This window comes from Photobacterium japonica (assembly GCF_050337005.1).
In the GTDB taxonomy this organism is placed as follows: domain Bacteria; phylum Pseudomonadota; class Gammaproteobacteria; order Enterobacterales; family Vibrionaceae; genus Photobacterium; species Photobacterium japonica.
In genome coordinates this window covers 31,239-47,078 of the sequence record NZ_JAKJSN010000024.1, presented here as the reverse complement: position 1 = coordinate 47,078, position 15,840 = coordinate 31,239, and the positions used below count along the sequence as shown (strand labels likewise).

Below are 15,840 nucleotides of genomic sequence, written 5' to 3'. Positions count from 1 at the left end.
ACCTGACTCTCGCCTGAATAGCGTGAAGGTATACCGTTTCCCCGAAACAACCAGAGAATGCAACGTGAGATTCGCGGCAAGCGAAAATATGAAGTAACATACCCGTATCCCGGCATAATCGGGGTTCTTTTGACTTTAGGAAGACGATGAAAAAAACATTTGCTTTAACTCACCCAAAAAAAGCGGTTCCACGCGTTGTTGAAGCCGTAAAACACGAAGTAAAAAAATACCTTAAGCGTGAGCGCAATAAGCAGCTACCTGCAGGTGCAGATTTTTGGGATTTTGACTGTCGATTTGGCCATACCGAGCAGGAAGCAAAGGTGATTCACGTTAAGGAAATCAACAAACTTATTGATGAAGTTGAAGCGCTTGCTTTGACGTCTTTCTATCTGGAAATCTTGGCAAAGCCAGCTGTTCGCCAGAAGAGACTCGATTCTGAGAGCGATTTCGAGTAATCCACTCGACGGTCTGTCATGCACAAAAAAAGTAGCCTACGGGCTACTTTTTTGTTTTTGGCTCAGAAGAAAGCACACGCGTTTGCATGCGCCGTTTAGCCATCACAATACGTGTATCGTGCTTAACGCCGACAAGCCGGATACTTAAAACCAGCGCTCCAGCGCGCCTTTATCGAGTTGCTTGAAGGCGCGGTTTAAGATCTCCGCCAATTCCACATAGCGCGGTCGAGCACGCAGGGGCTGCAGGGCGTACCCTTCACGAATAATTTTATCGTGAATTTCACGGCACCAGTTCGCCAAGGACGGCGGCAAATCGGTCCGGCTACGCTTACCCAACCACCATAGCCCTTGTAGTGGCATACTCAATGCAAACAACGCCATCGTGATCGCTTGAGGCAACGCATCATAGTTATTGAAGGCCATCTGGCTCAGCACACTCAGCACCGCCACCGCAGGCATCACACGAATCGCAAAGCGTGTCGCTTTGATGTAGCGCTGCTCGGGAAACAACAACGCCAACTCTTTACGCATCGGCCACGTCGCCATGTAATCCTGCCCATGACGAAAAGACTGCCAAATCGAGGTTTGTTGACTCATAACCCACCAAGTATCAAAAAAATCAGTAAAAATTCAAAACGGCCAATAACAAACTTGATTCAAATTAATTTTTTCTAAAAATCTTTTTGTTATATTGCGCCACAATCGCTATCCTAGGCGCGCCTACATGTATTGTTGCCTGTAATTTCTGTTCTGGCAACCGAAGGCACCCTCATGGATTGCCCAAGATCTGGGTTACTCGATCTTTAATTATACGGATATAACACGAATTTGACCCTGAGTAGAACGCACTTTTCAAAGTCGACTATTCTCTTGGGGTAATTTTTATTTAGTTGAATATCAACTTTCAGACAGATTATAGGTAGTCACTCATGTCTAAGCTGGTTTTAGTTCTTAACTGCGGTAGTTCTTCTCTTAAGTTCGCCGTTGTTGACGCAGTAACAGGTGAAGAGCACCTGACAGGTCTTGCAGAATGTCTGCACCTTCCAGAAGCACGTATCAAGTGGAAACTTGATGGCAAGCACGAAGCACAGCTTGGCAACGGCGCGGCTCACGAAGAAGCACTTGCGTTCATGGTTGACTCAATTCTTGCGTCTAAGCCAGAACTATCAGAAAACCTAGGCGCGATCGGTCACCGTATCGTTCACGGTGGCGAGCAGTTCACTAAATCTGCACTGATCACTGATGAAGTGCTTAAAGGTATCGAAGACGCTGCAACATTTGCACCGCTTCACAACCCTGCACACCTAATCGGTATCAAAGCAGCACAAACTGCATTCCCAGCACTGAAAAACGTTGCTGTATTCGATACTGCGTTCCACCAGACTATGCCTGAAGAAGCGTTCCTATACGCACTTCCGTACAGCCTATACAAAGACCACGGCATCCGTCGCTACGGCATGCACGGTACTTCTCACCTGTTCATCACGCGTGAAGTTGCAGGCCTACTGAACAAGCCAGTTGAAGAAGTTAACATCATCAACTGTCACCTAGGTAACGGCGCATCTGTTTGTGCAATCAAGAACGGTCAATCTGTAGACACGTCTATGGGTCTAACGCCGCTTGAAGGCCTAGTAATGGGTACGCGTTGTGGCGATATCGATCCTGCGATCATCTTCCACCTACACGACGCACTAGGTTACTCTGTTGAGCAAATCAACAACATGCTAACTAAAGAGTCTGGCCTACAGGGTCTGACTGAAGTGACTTCTGACTGTCGTTTCGTTGAAGACAACTACGGCCAGAAAGAAGAAGCAACACGTGCAATGGACGTGTTCTGCCACCGTCTAGCTAAGTACGTAGCGGGCTACACTGCTACGCTAGAAGGTCGTCTAGACGCAATCACTTTCACCGGCGGTATCGGTGAGAACTCTGCACCTATCCGTGAGATGGTACTTAACCGTCTAGCTATCCTAGGTGTTGAAGTTGATAGCGAAGCAAACCTAAAAGCACGCTTCGGCGGCGAAGGCATGATCACGACGGCAAACAGCCGTGTTCCTGCAATGGTTGTTTCAACGAACGAAGAACTTGTTATCGCAGAAGATACAGCCCTACTAGCTGAAATCTAATCAACGATAAATGTTGTTCAACGGCTGGCTTCGGCCGGCCGTTTTTTCATGGTGACCATTTTATTGGCTCAACCATGCATCGCTTTTGAGGTGTTGTTCAATAACGGTATCACTACCTTTATTAAACAGCACTGTATGTTCAATAGTTGAGGAATTCACAGTGTCCCGTACTATTATGCTTATTCCGGTTGGCGCCGGTGTTGGTCTTACCAGCGTAAGCCTTGGCGTACTTCGCGCCATGGAGCGCAAAGGTGTTCGCGTTTCTTTCTTCAAGCCTATTGCTCAACCACGTCACGGTGGCGAGCAACCGGATCTGACAACCACTATCATCACTGCTAACAGTGACATGAAAGTGGCAGAACCTTTCTCAATGGCATGTGCTGAAGAACTTATCCGTAACGATAAGAGCGATGTTCTACTAGAAGACATCGTTGCACGTTTCAAAGAAGCGACTGCAAATGCAGAAGTGGCGCTAATCGAAGGTCTAGTACCTACGCGTAAGCACCCGTTTGCAAACCAGATCAACTACGAAATCGCGAAAACGCTAGATGCGGAAATCGTCTTCGTTGTTGCGCCTGGTACTGACAACGCAGCACAACTTAAAGAACGTATCGAAGTAGCATGTTCTAACTTCGGCGGTACTAAGAACAAGCAAATTTCAGGCGTTATCGTTAACAAACTAAACGCACCTGTTGATGCTGAAGGCCGTACACGTCCTGATCTGTCTGAAATCTTTGATGATGCAGAAGGTACTGTACCTTCTCATGTTGAAGTGATGCAGGTATTCAACTCTAGCCCTATCCGTGTACTAGGTTGTGCACCTTGGAGCGCAGAGCTGATCGCAACCCGTTCTACGGACATTGCTAAGCACCTAAACGCTGAAATCATCAACCACGGTGATGTGGCGACACGTCGCATCAAGAGCATCACGTTCTGTGCACGCTCTATCCCACACATGGTTGAACACTTCCGTCCAGGTTCTCTACTTGTGACGTCTGCTGACCGTCCTGACGTTATCGTTGCGGCATGTCTTGCAGCAATGAACGGCGTAGAAATCGGTGCCCTACTGCTAACTGGCGGTTACGAGCTACCTAAGCCTGTTCTTGATCTTTGTGAGCGTGCGTTTGAAACAGGCCTACCTGTTATGACCGCACAAGGTAACACTTGGCAGACGTCTCTGAACCTTCAGAGCTTCAGCCTAGAAGTACCAGCAGACGATAAAGAACGCGTTGAAATGGTTAACGAGTACATGGCTAGCCACATTGATGGCCAGTGGATTGAATCGCTAACTGAAGGTTCGACTAAAGAGCGTCGTCTAAGCCCTCCTGCATTCCGTTACGAACTAACTGAACTTGCACGTAAAGCGGCTAAGCGTATCGTTCTTCCTGAAGGTGACGAGCCACGTACAGTAAAAGCTGCGGCTATCTGTGCTGAGCGCGGTATCGCGGAATGTGTGCTTCTTGGTAACCCAGAAGAAATCCGTCGTGTTGCTGAGCAGCAAGGCGTGGTGCTAGGTGCTGGCGTAACGATCATCAACTCTGATGAAGTGCGTGAAAACTACGTTGCTCGCCTTGTTGAGCTTCGTGGCGCGAAAGGCATGACTGACGTTGTTGCACGTGAAAAACTTCAAGATTCTGTTTTCCTAGGCACCATGATGCTAGAAAACAACGAAGTTGACGGCCTGGTTTCAGGTGCGGTTCACACGACTGCGAACACGATCGTTCCGCCGTTCCAGATCATCAAGACAGCACCTGATGCGTCTATCGTATCATCTGTATTCTTCATGCTACTGCCAGACCAAGTATTGGTTTACGGTGACTGTGCGATCAACCCAGATCCAACGGCTGAGCAGCTTGCAGAAATCGCTATCCAGTCTGCTGACTCTGCGAAAGCATTCGGTATCGAACCACGTGTTGCAATGATCTCTTACTCTACCGGTGAATCTGGTAAGGGTGCAGACGTTGATAAAGTACGTGAAGCGACCAAGCTAGCGCAAGCTAAGCGTCCTGATCTGATCATCGATGGTCCACTTCAGTACGATGCTGCAATCATGGAAAACGTGGCGGCTTCTAAAGCACCTAACTCTCCAGTTGCAGGTAAAGCGACCGTATTCGTATTCCCTGACCTAAACACAGGTAACACGACGTACAAAGCGGTACAGCGTTCAGCTGACCTTGTTTCTATCGGTCCAATGCTTCAGGGCATGCGTAAGCCGGTGAACGACCTTTCTCGTGGCGCACTGGTAGACGATATCGTTTACACCGTTGCACTGACTGCGATTCAGGCAAAACAAGCGGAAGACGCTAAGTAATTTCGATTACTTAGCCGTTGAATAAAAACGCCTCCGCTTTTGCGGGGGCGTTTTTTTATGCTTTTCAAACGCACAGTGCAAAAATCACGCAACGCCCCATCTGTTGCGTGAAATTTTGTTACATCACACTCAAGCACACTTCTGACCCCCTTCACATTCCCTTCTCAATGATTTTGCGAAAACGTTAATTAATTGTATTTTTTGAACGTAACCAGCAATTTCTCAGCATGATATGCTTTATAACCAAAACAGTATTGATTTCATCCATTTTACTTTTTTGTTTATAAACACTCTTCTCAAGGAGGATAATCATGTTCTGGATCCATCTGTTAATGCTGTTGACGGTCATTTTGATCGGTATTCGTTATGGCGGTATCGCCTTTGGTCTGCTTGGTGGCCTTGGCGTGTCGGTCATGACGTTTGTCTTTGATATTGCCCCAGGGAAACCACCTGTCGGTGTGATGCTGATCATCCTTGCGGTGGTGGCCGCGTCAGCCACACTGGAAGCGACCGGTGGCCTAAAACTGATGGTGAAGCACGCCGAGCGTTTGCTGCGTAAACACCCAGAACATGTGGTGTTCTTAGGCCCACTGTGTACCTACACCCTCACCGTGTTGGTCGGTACTGGTCACTCTGTGTACCCGCTATTGCCGGTCATTTATGATGTGGCGTACAAGAAAGGGATCCGTCCAGAGCGCCCAATGGCGATGGCCACCGTCGCCTCACAAATGGGTATCACCGCCAGTCCGATTGCCGCTGCGGCCGCTGTTGTGATGGCCACAGCCATGAGCAATAACATCGATATTAACCTGATTGATGTGTTAATCGTGACGATTCCGGCCACCTTAGGTGGCTTGTTGATGGGCTGTTTATGGAGCCTAAAACGCGGTAAAGATCTGGATAAAGACCCAGAATTTCAAGCACGTCTGCAAGATGAGACCTTCCGCAACAGCCTGATTGATGTAGAACAAGAAACCTCTGCAGAAGAAGAAGCGGCTCAACAGCGTACCGCGACCAAAGGCTTGGCAGTGTTCCTGCTGGGTATTCTGTCGGTCATCATCATCGCCCTGTTCAGCAAACAATTGCTGCCAAAAGGCGTGGGCATGTCGGTAGCGATCCAGTTCCTGATGCTGTCTGTGGGTGCGGTGATCTTGTTGGCGACCAACATTTCACCGAAGAAAATTGTCAGCAGTAACGTGTTTATTGCCGGTATGAGCGCGGTGATCACCATCTTTGGTATCGCGTGGCTCAGTGACACCATCATTGGTCACCATAAACCGTACTTGGTGGAATTGGTCAGCGGCATGGTGAACATCTACCCGTGGTCGTTTGCCTTTGCCATGTTCTTTGTGTCTGCCTTCCTGAAGAGCCAAGCGGCGGTACTGACCATCATGTTGCCATTGGGCTTTGCGCTGGGTATCGATCCGGCGGTACTGATCGGGGTGATCCCAGCGTGTTACGCGTACTTCTTCTTCCCGTTCTACCCAAGTGACTTGGCGGCGATCAGCTTTGACCGCTCCGGCACCACGGCGATCGGTAAGTATGTGCTTAACCACAGCTTCATGATCCCGGGCTTCATCGGCGTCGGTGTCGCCACGGTACTGGGTTACACCATTTCAATGATGGTGAACTGATCCCTCTCACTCAGACTGCGCCACACCGGCGCAGTTATCTGACATTACACGCATAAAAAAGCCGCTGCACAAAGGCAGCGGCGAGAAGAAAGACTCAAATCTTTAAATAATAGTACTAACAAAATACAGTCAGTAAACGTAGAACGCAGTGATAAAACCGAACAATCAAAACAGGGTCATCAAAAGATGGCAGTCAGTCGCTAGCACACTACTGCCCACCGTCTTTTACACACCGATTGTCGATTTACTTACCACGCAAATAAATCATCCAATAGCCCATACCCACAAAGATACCGCCACCGATAATGTTACCGAGGGTCACTGGGATAAGGTTATTGATCACAAAGTTACTCAGGGTGAGATCAGCAAAATCCGCCGGATTCATGCCGCTCATCTGCCAGAATTCTGGGCTGGCCAACGCTTTGATACCGATCGCCATTGGCACTTGGAACATATTCGCAATGCAGTGCTCGAAGCCTGAAGATACGAACATCGCTACCGGCAGGATCATCACTAAAATCTTATCTGTCAGTGTACGGCCACTGAACGTCATCCATACTGCGACACACACCAAGACGTTACACATAATGCCTAGCGCAACGGCCTGAAGAAATTCGTGGTGCAATTTGTGCTGGGCGATTTTCATCGCATTAATACCCACCGCGCCATCACCTGACATGTACTGCTTGGTCATCAACATCAAACCCACCAGCAACAAGGCGCCAATCAGGTTACCGATATAGACAATACCCCAATGTGCCCACAGGCTTTTCCAGCTGATTTTGCCACTGGCACGTGCCACCAAGGTCAATACTGAACTGGTGAACAACTCACCGCCCGTGATCACCACAAGGATCAAACCCAAGCTGAACGCCAAACCACCAATAAAGCGTGACATACCCCAAGCCATATCACCGGCACCGGTCGTCACCGTGGTATAGAACACAAAGGCGATACCAATATGCATACCCGCGGTGATGGCCAAGAGGAGCGATTTCATGGGATCTTTGGTGGCCTTACTTACACCTACCTCTGCCGCTTTTTCCGCCATTTGAGGGGGTAATAAAGAATCAAATTGATTCTGATGCATAATCGTTGATACCTAACACAAATTGAGACATAAAAATGAGGAGGCCGGATAGTGAACCTTATCCAGAGAAAATTCAAGGCTCTGCCAAAGCATAAACTCGAGATATTCGAGGTAAAACCTCGGAAATACCGAATCAACAAAACACGTCATTTTTCAAAAACATTTTACTAACACGAAACAAACGTCATTGATAAAAAATTGCCACACAACATTGCTTTTTGTGACACAAGTCTTAGTCGGTGCATTCAACCGATGAAAACCACCCTAGCCGACTGTCGTCTTTTTACGCTAAGGTAATGCCCTCCGTTGGCATTTTGTACTCACCGGACAGTATATGGATATACTCAGCGCACTCGGGCTTTTCTTTGGTTCTCTGGTTGCCAACACCTTGGCATCGTTATCCGGCGGTGGCGCTGGGCTGTTGCAATTTCCGTTACTTATCTTCCTCGGCCTGCCTTTTACTATAGCCCTTGCGACACATAAAGTGGCCAGCGTCGCATTAGGATTAGGCGCCGCAATCAAACACATCCGTACTGGCAGCTTAGATTGGCGCCTGACAAGCTATGTCATTGCAGCGGGCATGTTGGGCGTCATTGTTGGCGCCAATGTGATTTTATTCGTGCCCAGTCGCATTGCGGAAGCATTACTGGGGGGGATGATTTTAGGGTTGGGGATCTATTCCGTGTGCAAACAATCTCTCGGCCAAACGGCTATTCCCCGTCACCGCAATACGGCCGGATTACTGTTGGGTGGCATCGGATTGGCAGCCATTGGTCTTCTCAATGGTTCGCTAACGGCAGGCACAGGGCTGTTTGTAACGCTGTTTTTAGTGCGTTGGTTTGGGTTTGATTACAAGCAAGCCGTCGCGCTGACACTGGTCAGTGTCGGACTGTTCTGGAACGGTATTGGGGCAGCGGCAATGTATGCCGCAGGCGCGGAGATCTACTGGCCATGGATCCCGGTATTGTTGTTAGGCTCATTATGTGGCGGTTATTTAGGCGCGCATTGGGCGACACAAAAAAGTAATACGGTGATCAAACGCTGCTTCGAAGTGCTGACCTTGCTGATTGGAGTCAAGCTTCTGATCGGGGTCTAAGTTTCGCGGCCGGCATCTCCCATCACGAGCGAGCAACAGGCATAAAAAAGGCGAGCATCGCTCGCCTCTTACAACATTGTGTGGCGACTGTCTGACACTTACGCCGGTAAGTTAACCGAACACAGTACATCACCGTCAAACGTCACCACGTTCAGTGTGTTGTCTTCAAGCAGGCCGTAACTGGCTTTACCGTCACCACGCGGGATCGTCACCGACCCTGGGTTAAACGCGTAATACTCGCCTTTCTGTTCCGCAACCGGAATGTGTGTATGGCCGGACACAATCACGTCTCCCGCACGCAAGCGCGGGTGCTTATCACTGTTGTACAAATGCCCATGAGTCAAAAACAGACGTCGACCGTTCGGCAGCAGTACCAGGTTGTAGTCCGCCATCATCGGGAAATCAAGCAGCATCTGATCGACATCGCTGTCGCAATTACCGCGTACCGCTGTGATATTTTCCGCATACTGGTTCAGCAATTCAGCCACATCAACGGGGGCATAACCGGCAGGTAAGGCATTACGCGGGCCGTGATTTAACGTATCACCCAGCAGGATCAAATGATCCGCACCACTTTGTTCAAACGCAGCCAGCGTGCGACGTGTACTCTCGGCACAACCATGAATATCGGAAGCAAAAAACAGTTTCATGTCAGTCTTACAGTAGTCAATCAAGATACGCGCATCGTACACGGAAGCCTGACACAATGCCACGCTGCCTATGATTCACTGCCCACCGCTCTGCAAATCGGTAGCCAGCATCGGTCTCACCTCCCACTTTACCACACTGAGGTATAAGCACTTTTTTCACAATGCGTTATGATTTCGTCAATCGATCCCTTGGCTATACTCGTATATAGCCAAGTACCTCAGCGTGACACACGGTAAACACCCCGTCGAGGCCACATGAGGAAGTCAGCAGTATTGAGGGGAACAGGATGAAACTATTAGTGACTGGCGGTACCGGCTTTATTGGCTCTGCGCTCATTCATCAACTTCGTGACCATGACATCACGGTATTAAGCCGCGATCCGGCCAACGCCAGCTTATCGCTGGGCGAACAAGTCAACGCCATCACAAGTTTGGATCAATTTGACAACTTGGATGACTTCGACGCGGTGATCAATCTCGCGGGCGAGCCCATCATCAATAAACGCTGGACAGCACGGCAAAAAGACACCATTTGTCGCAGCCGTTGGGGGATCACTCAACAACTGGTCGATAAAATGCAAGCCGGCACCCAACCGCCGCACACGTTTATCAGTGGCTCGGCGGTCGGTATTTATGGCGACCAGCATGACACGGTGATCGATGAAGACTTTGTCATTGAACAGCATGTGTCTACCCACAACTTTGCTCACCATGTGTGTCAACGCTGGGAGAAAATTGCCGGAGAAGCCACCAGTGACGCAACCCGCGTGTGTCTGCTGCGTACTGGCATTGTGCTCGGCCGTCATGGCGGTGCACTGGCCAAAATGCTCCTGCCGTATCAACTCGGAATGGGGGGGCCAATCGGTAACGGCAAACAGTACACCCCGTGGATCCATTTGGATGATATGGTCAATGCCATCGTCTTTCTTTTGCATACCCCCACGGCCAACGGCGCATTTAACCTGACTGCACCTGAGCCCGTGACGAATAAAGCGTTCAGCAAAGCACTGGCACACTCGCTGCACCGTCCACACCTATTGTTTACCCCGCCGTTTGTCCTGAAGTTAGCACTCGGTGAGGCGGCATCCCTGTTGCTGGAAGGGCAAAATGCGATTCCTGCCAAACTGGAAGCCGCCGGCTACATATTCCAGCACCGTGAGATCAACGAAGCGCTACAAGATATTCTGCGCCACGCTTGAACAGGCAATTCCCAATCAATAAAAAACAAAAGCAAAAGCGGCGATGTTCACCGTCTTTCAACAGTTAGCACACCGCCGTTTTTATCTTTTGCATCAAGCTTTATACGTTGCCACCTATCGTTGCAACGGCAACAACAGCTGTCGCAACATAGAGCGGATAATGATCACCACCAGCAACAGGGAAAGCAATGGCACGCCGACCCACACCCACGGATGCGCCGTCACGGGTAATTCAAACCCCCATGTCACTAACGCAGCCACCACCGATTCAGCTCCAATCGCAGCCATGATCCCCGCAATTAAGGCCATAAGGCCGTATTCACCCCACACCGTTGCTGTGATCCGCTTTCGGCTTGCCCCCAAGGTCCGATAAAGCTTAATTTCCATTTTACGCTGCGCCATACTCAGTCGTAACAATGTCATGACTAACAACAGCCCACTCACAACCCCCAGCCCTGCAAGCACCGAGAGTGAGAGGGAAATTTGCTGCATAATGCCCTGAATACGGGTCGCCATGGTGCGCAAGTCAAGCAAACTCACCGTCGGGAAATCACGACCAAGTTGGTTAATCAGCGCTTCCTGTCCGGCTTCAATGCGGAAACTCACCAGCCAGGTGGCAGGCAACGTTGCCATGACATCCGGCGTGAAAATGAAGTAGAAATTCGGCCGCATATTGCGCCATTCCACATCACGAAGGTGTGTCACGTTGGCAGAAAAAACCTGACTATTGACACTAAACGTCAGCTGATCACCGAGTTGGATCCCCAACCGGTCCGCAATACCGCTTTCCACTGACACCCCGCCCGCTTGTCCCCATGTACCGGCCACTGTCGTGTTGTGCACCGGTAAGGTTTCCCGCCAGGTAAAGTTCAACTCACGCCGCAGTGACTCGTCTCTGACCTCTGGCGCCTCAGCCTTCGTCGTCTCTTTTACGCGTTCAGCCTCCTGTCCACTGTTCATATTCTGTGTGTCGGACGCTTTGTCTGCTGCAGTTGAAGGCGATGAAGAAGGTAGTAAAGCGTCATCATTGATATGGGTGATCCGCCCGCGGATCACCGGATACCCGTCAGAACGCATGACCGCATGGGTATCCAACGCCGCAAGGTAATCGGCCTGTTGGTCTGGGCTGATATTTAGCGCAAACACGTTCGGCGCATCGCTAGGCAAGGTTTGCTGCCAATCAGAGAGTAAATCACTGCGCAACAGCCAAATCACTGTCAGTAACATCAACGAACAGGTCAGTGCGGCTAACTGTGCGCCTGTGGCGAAAGGACTACGGCTGATCCGACTCAATGCGAGCTGCATCGACGCCCCCCAACGCCCCCGTTTCAGTAACGCTACCACCATGACACCGAGTAATCCCAGCACGCCCATAAGCACTGCCAAGCCCGCCAGCGTCACCCACATCAGGCCATTGTCCCCAAACCACCACAGTGCGGCGGTAATAGGAAACAATAACAACAAATACCGGCGCGGATTCAATGGCACCGCCACTTGCGGCTGCATTACGGCAATGGCGGGCGCTTCCACCAACTGCCACAACGCGATCCCCATGGCGGGCAACGCCACGAGTAAGGCCACCAGCACACTGACTACAAACGGCGTGATCCCCACGCTAGGCAGCGCTTGTGGCAAGATCTCGCCCAATGGCAAGCGCAATAAATACTCTAACCCACTGCCAATGGCACCACCCGCCACGGCCGCCAACGCAAACAACATCACCAATTGTCGCGATAACCACAACCACAACCAACGGCGACTGGCCCCCAAACTTTTCATCATGGCGACGGTTTCACGCCGCGTCGACACATAGTGCAAACATGTCAGCACCAAGGTGGCGGTCGCCATCATGATGACCAAGATAAGGGTTAATGATAAATATTGGCGGGATTTTTCCAGAATATCCCCAGTGCGCCCCTGCGTGGTTTCACTCAGCCAGCGATCACCGGCAGCCAATGGCACCGTCTCCTGCAAGGCGGTTAATTGTGCCTCATCCCCTTTAAAGTACGCCCGATATTGCACCCGACTGCCCGGCTGAATGGCGCCGGTGTGGGCTAAGTCATCGGCATGGATCAACACCGCAGGCATTTGACTGAAAGGGTTAAACGACAGTTCAGGCTCTTGCACGATCTCGCCGCTGATGACTAAATCCGCATCCCCGATGGCCAGCGTATCGCCCACCTTCACCTGCAGCAGATCAAACAACCGCGCCGCCAACCATAACTCACCAGGTTGCACCTGATGGCGCACCCCGTTCGCCGTTCGCAAGGTCAATTCACCCCGCAGCGGAAAAGCACTGTCGACACTTTTCACGCTCACCAACTGCATGGCGTTATCACTGAAGGCCATGGTGCCAAAACGGGTTTGGACCGAAGTTTGCAGGCCTTGCTGCTGTGCTTGGGTCAGCAAATCAGGCGGTAACGGGTTAGCCGATCGAAAGACCCGATCAGCGGCAATCATCGACCGGCCCTGATCAACCATGACCGCTTCAACCCGCATTACCAACGCGCTCAAGGCAAACACACAGGCAATAATCAAGGTCAAGGCGACGGCCACAGGCCATAGCTGTCCTTGCCACAATTCACGCCAACTCCACTTGGTTAATAACCCACGATAAACCGGTCGGGGCGAGTCGGTCGGGGTACTGATCTCGGTCATGCGGCCACCATGCTCCCACCCTCAAGGGTCAATGTGCGGTCACAGCGTTGTGCCAATTGCGGATCGTGGGTCACCAATACCAAAGTGGTACCATGATCGCGATTTAAAGCAAACAGCAATTCAATCACGGTGGCTGCGGTATGCTGATCAAGGTTTCCCGTGGGCTCGTCGGCAAACAAAATATGGGGACGAGTCATGAAAGCACGCGCCAACGCAACCCGCTGTTGCTCCCCGCCGGATAATTGAGACGGTAAATGGCTTTCTCGCCCCGCTAACCCCACTTGGGCCAATAACGCGTGTGCCCGTGCTTCATCGGCCACCTCCCCCTTGATCAGGGCGGGCAACAACACGTTTTCCAACGCGGAGAGCGAAGGGATCAATAAGAAACTCTGGAATACAAAACCAATAGAGGCACTGCGCAGTGCTGCACGGGCTTCGTCATCCATGCTGGAAATACATTGCCCCAATAATTCAATGCGTCCTTGCGAGGGGGTATCGAGCCCGGCCAGTAACGTCATCAGGGTCGATTTGCCCGCCCCTGAGACACCAACCAACGCAATCGCTTCGCCCTGCTCGACCTCAAGCGAAACATCCTGCAGAATGGTCAGTGACGACGATGCTGTCGTCACCTGTTTGGATACAGAGACCGCCTTAATCACGGATGTAGACATGATACGATTCCTTTCAGTAATGCTTTTTGTGATCTTTTCGTCGCAAAGTGTTGCAGCGACCCTTGTGGTATTGGGCGATAGCCTCAGTGCCGGTTATCGCATGGCCGCAGAACAGAGCTGGCCAAGCTTGCTGCCAGCGCAGCTGCAAAAAAAAGGACACACAGTAACGGTGATCAACGCCAGTATTTCGGGTGATACCACCGGTAACGGGCTGGCTCGCCTTCCCGCCCTGCTCACGACCCATCAACCGGATTATGTGATGATCGAGCTCGGTGCCAATGATGGCTTGCGCGGGTTTCCTCCCTCAACTATACGCAATAATCTGGCCAACATGATCACTCAGATCAACGCGGCAGGGGCCAAACCCTTGCTGATGCAGATAGTTGTACCGCCAAATTACGGCAAACGCTATAGCGCCCACTTTGCCAATGTGTTTCAAGACGTGAGTGACGAGATGTCAGTCCCGCTGCTGCCCTTCTTCCTTGAACACATCATTCTTCGCCAAGAATGGATGATGGAAGACGGCCTGCACCCGAAAGCAGATGCACAACCGTGGATTGCCCAATTCATGGCGACAGAAATGGCGCCGCACCTGTCATCCCATGTTCAATCACGCGCTGCCAGCGCACCGTCTGACTTACCCTAGGAATACACCATGACCACCACGCTTTTACTGACAGGTTGCAGTACCGGGATCGGCTACTATTGTGCCCATGCGCTTCACAAGGCGGGCTATGTGGTGGTGGCCAGTTGCCGTCAACCCGAGGATGTCGCGCGCTTACAAGACGAAGGCTTGCTCTGTGTGCAGCTTGATATGGATGATGAAACCTCCATTGAGCAAGGCTTAGCTGACGCACTGATCCTGACTGGCGGACGACTGGATGTGTTGTTCAACAATGCCGCTTACGGGCAACCCGGCGCATTGGAAGATTTGCCGACCGACGCACTGCGTCAGCAATTCAACAGCAACTTTTTTGGTTGGCACCACCTCACTAAAGCCGTAATCCCCCTGATGCTCAAACAAGGCCATGGCAAGATTGTGCAAAACAGCTCAGTACTGGGACTGGTCGCGATGCGCTACCGCGGCGCGTATAACGCCAGTAAGTTTGCCCTTGAAGGCTATACCGATACCCTGCGCTTAGAGCTGTCAGATACCCCCATTCATGTCAGCCTGATCGAACCTGGGCCGATTGAAAGCCAATTTCGCGCCAATGCAAAAGCCCGCTTTGAGCAGTACATCGATATCAACACCTCACGCCATCACGACAACTATCTGCAGACCTTGTCTCGGCTGGGCAAAGACACCCCGTCCAATGCGTTTACGCTAGGCCCCGAGGCCGTATTTAAACCATTACAAGCGATCATCAACAGTGCCCATCCGGCCCCGCGATACTATGTGACGCAGCCTACTTACCTGTTTGGCTTCTTACGCCGCATTCTCCCTACGCAATGGCTCGATAAACTGCTGAAAAAAAGTACCTAACTCACAGCGTGTCTATTTTTCAATCAAGCCAGCCATTGTGCTGGCTTTTACATAACTGGCTATTAATTAACAATAAACACAGAAGTTCACGATCAAAAAGACAGCATATCACCACGTCTAATTAGCAAAAACAGCGCGTTGATTTCACCCTGTAAGAAATTCCCCGAAAAAACAAAGAAACGTCATATTAGTGTCACATACCAAGGTTATCTTAATCAGGTAAGCTGAAAGCGGTCCCTACCCTGCGTTCACTTGCCCCCTGAACAATAAAAACATTAACAAAACAAAATAAGGTGTAGTCATGACATTGCGCCAAATTAATCTTCTCTGTGTCTGCGTGACACTCGCATTAATGTTGACGTTTCAATAAAAAAGGAGAGCACGTGCTCTCCTTTTTTATTTCCTGATACCGTTCACACCTTCCTCATCACAGATACCTTGAAATCCTGCACGTCTCCCCCCATAAC

13 protein-coding genes are annotated in these 15,840 nt (G+C 50.6%); 8 read left to right on the top strand and 5 right to left on the bottom strand.

Annotated elements, in window-relative coordinates:
- Nucleotides 1–146: 146 nt before the first annotated feature.
- Nucleotides 147–455 (top strand): DUF6172 family protein, encoded by a 309-nt coding sequence (locus L4C36_RS10845; protein ID WP_428477816.1) that lies wholly within the window; start codon nucleotides 147–149, stop codon nucleotides 453–455.
- A 144-nt stretch (nucleotides 456–599) separates the two neighbouring features.
- Here the strand turns inward: L4C36_RS10845 and yfbV are convergent, their stop codons facing one another.
- Nucleotides 600–1,052 (bottom strand): terminus macrodomain insulation protein YfbV, encoded by a 453-nt coding sequence (yfbV, locus tag L4C36_RS10840; protein WP_428477815.1) that lies wholly within the window; start codon nucleotides 1,050–1,052, stop codon nucleotides 600–602.
- Nucleotides 1,053–1,384: 332 nt separating this feature from the next.
- Between yfbV and L4C36_RS10835 the strand changes: the two genes are divergently transcribed.
- The 3 genes from L4C36_RS10835 to L4C36_RS10825 all read left to right on the top strand — a co-directional run bounded on the left by L4C36_RS10835 (nucleotide 1,385) and on the right by L4C36_RS10825 (nucleotide 6,526).
- Nucleotides 1,385–2,581, top strand: a complete 1,197-nt coding sequence (locus tag L4C36_RS10835; protein ID WP_428477814.1) for an acetate kinase — start codon at nucleotides 1,385–1,387, stop codon at nucleotides 2,579–2,581.
- Between the two features lie 160 nt (nucleotides 2,582–2,741).
- On the top strand, nucleotides 2,742–4,892 hold the full coding sequence (gene pta / locus L4C36_RS10830; protein ID WP_428477813.1) for a phosphate acetyltransferase: 2,151 nt from the start codon (nucleotides 2,742–2,744) through the stop codon (nucleotides 4,890–4,892).
- Between the two features lie 311 nt (nucleotides 4,893–5,203).
- Entirely contained in the window at nucleotides 5,204–6,526 is a 1,323-nt protein-coding gene (locus L4C36_RS10825) for an anaerobic C4-dicarboxylate transporter (RefSeq protein ID WP_428477812.1), read from the top strand.
- 244 nt (nucleotides 6,527–6,770) lie between these two features.
- On the opposite strand, the gene focA is transcribed toward L4C36_RS10825, so the two are convergent.
- Complete coding sequence (focA, locus tag L4C36_RS10820; protein ID WP_428477811.1) at nucleotides 6,771–7,616, bottom strand: formate transporter FocA; 846 nt, start codon at nucleotides 7,614–7,616, stop codon at nucleotides 6,771–6,773.
- Nucleotides 7,617–7,950: 334 nt separating this feature from the next.
- Between focA and L4C36_RS10815 the strand changes: the two genes are divergently transcribed.
- Nucleotides 7,951–8,712, top strand: a complete 762-nt coding sequence (locus tag L4C36_RS10815) for a sulfite exporter TauE/SafE family protein (RefSeq protein ID WP_428477810.1) — start codon at nucleotides 7,951–7,953, stop codon at nucleotides 8,710–8,712.
- Between the two features lie 98 nt (nucleotides 8,713–8,810).
- Here the strand turns inward: L4C36_RS10815 and yfcE are convergent, their stop codons facing one another.
- Complete coding sequence (gene yfcE / locus L4C36_RS10810) at nucleotides 8,811–9,362, bottom strand: phosphodiesterase (RefSeq protein ID WP_428477809.1); 552 nt, start codon at nucleotides 9,360–9,362, stop codon at nucleotides 8,811–8,813.
- A gap of 287 nt (nucleotides 9,363–9,649) precedes the next feature.
- Between yfcE and L4C36_RS10805 the strand changes: the two genes are divergently transcribed.
- Nucleotides 9,650–10,561 (top strand): TIGR01777 family oxidoreductase, encoded by a 912-nt coding sequence (locus L4C36_RS10805; protein WP_428477808.1) that lies wholly within the window; start codon nucleotides 9,650–9,652, stop codon nucleotides 10,559–10,561.
- 114 nt (nucleotides 10,562–10,675) lie between these two features.
- On the opposite strand, the gene L4C36_RS10800 is transcribed toward L4C36_RS10805, so the two are convergent.
- Together L4C36_RS10800 and L4C36_RS10795 are read right to left on the bottom strand one after the other, a co-directional pair.
- Nucleotides 10,676–13,219 carry an ABC transporter permease gene (locus tag L4C36_RS10800; protein ID WP_428477807.1) on the bottom strand — a complete coding sequence of 848 codons (2,544 nt, stop codon included), beginning with the start codon at nucleotides 13,217–13,219 and terminating at the stop codon, nucleotides 10,676–10,678.
- Nucleotides 13,216–13,890, bottom strand: a complete 675-nt coding sequence (locus tag L4C36_RS10795; RefSeq protein ID WP_428477806.1) for an ABC transporter ATP-binding protein — start codon at nucleotides 13,888–13,890, stop codon at nucleotides 13,216–13,218. The genes L4C36_RS10800 and L4C36_RS10795 overlap by 4 nt, the downstream gene beginning before the upstream one ends.
- On the opposite strand from L4C36_RS10795, the gene tesA reads away from it, so the two are divergent.
- Nucleotides 13,889–14,536: a multifunctional acyl-CoA thioesterase I/protease I/lysophospholipase L1 gene (gene tesA, locus L4C36_RS10790; protein ID WP_428477805.1), complete on the top strand. Its 648-nt coding sequence runs from the start codon at nucleotides 13,889–13,891 to the stop codon at nucleotides 14,534–14,536. The two genes, L4C36_RS10795 and tesA, sit on opposite strands and share 2 nt — an antisense overlap.
- A 9-nt stretch (nucleotides 14,537–14,545) precedes the next feature.
- Complete coding sequence (locus L4C36_RS10785) at nucleotides 14,546–15,373, top strand: SDR family oxidoreductase (protein WP_428477804.1); 828 nt, start codon at nucleotides 14,546–14,548, stop codon at nucleotides 15,371–15,373.
- Nucleotides 15,374–15,840 lie beyond the last annotated feature (467 nt).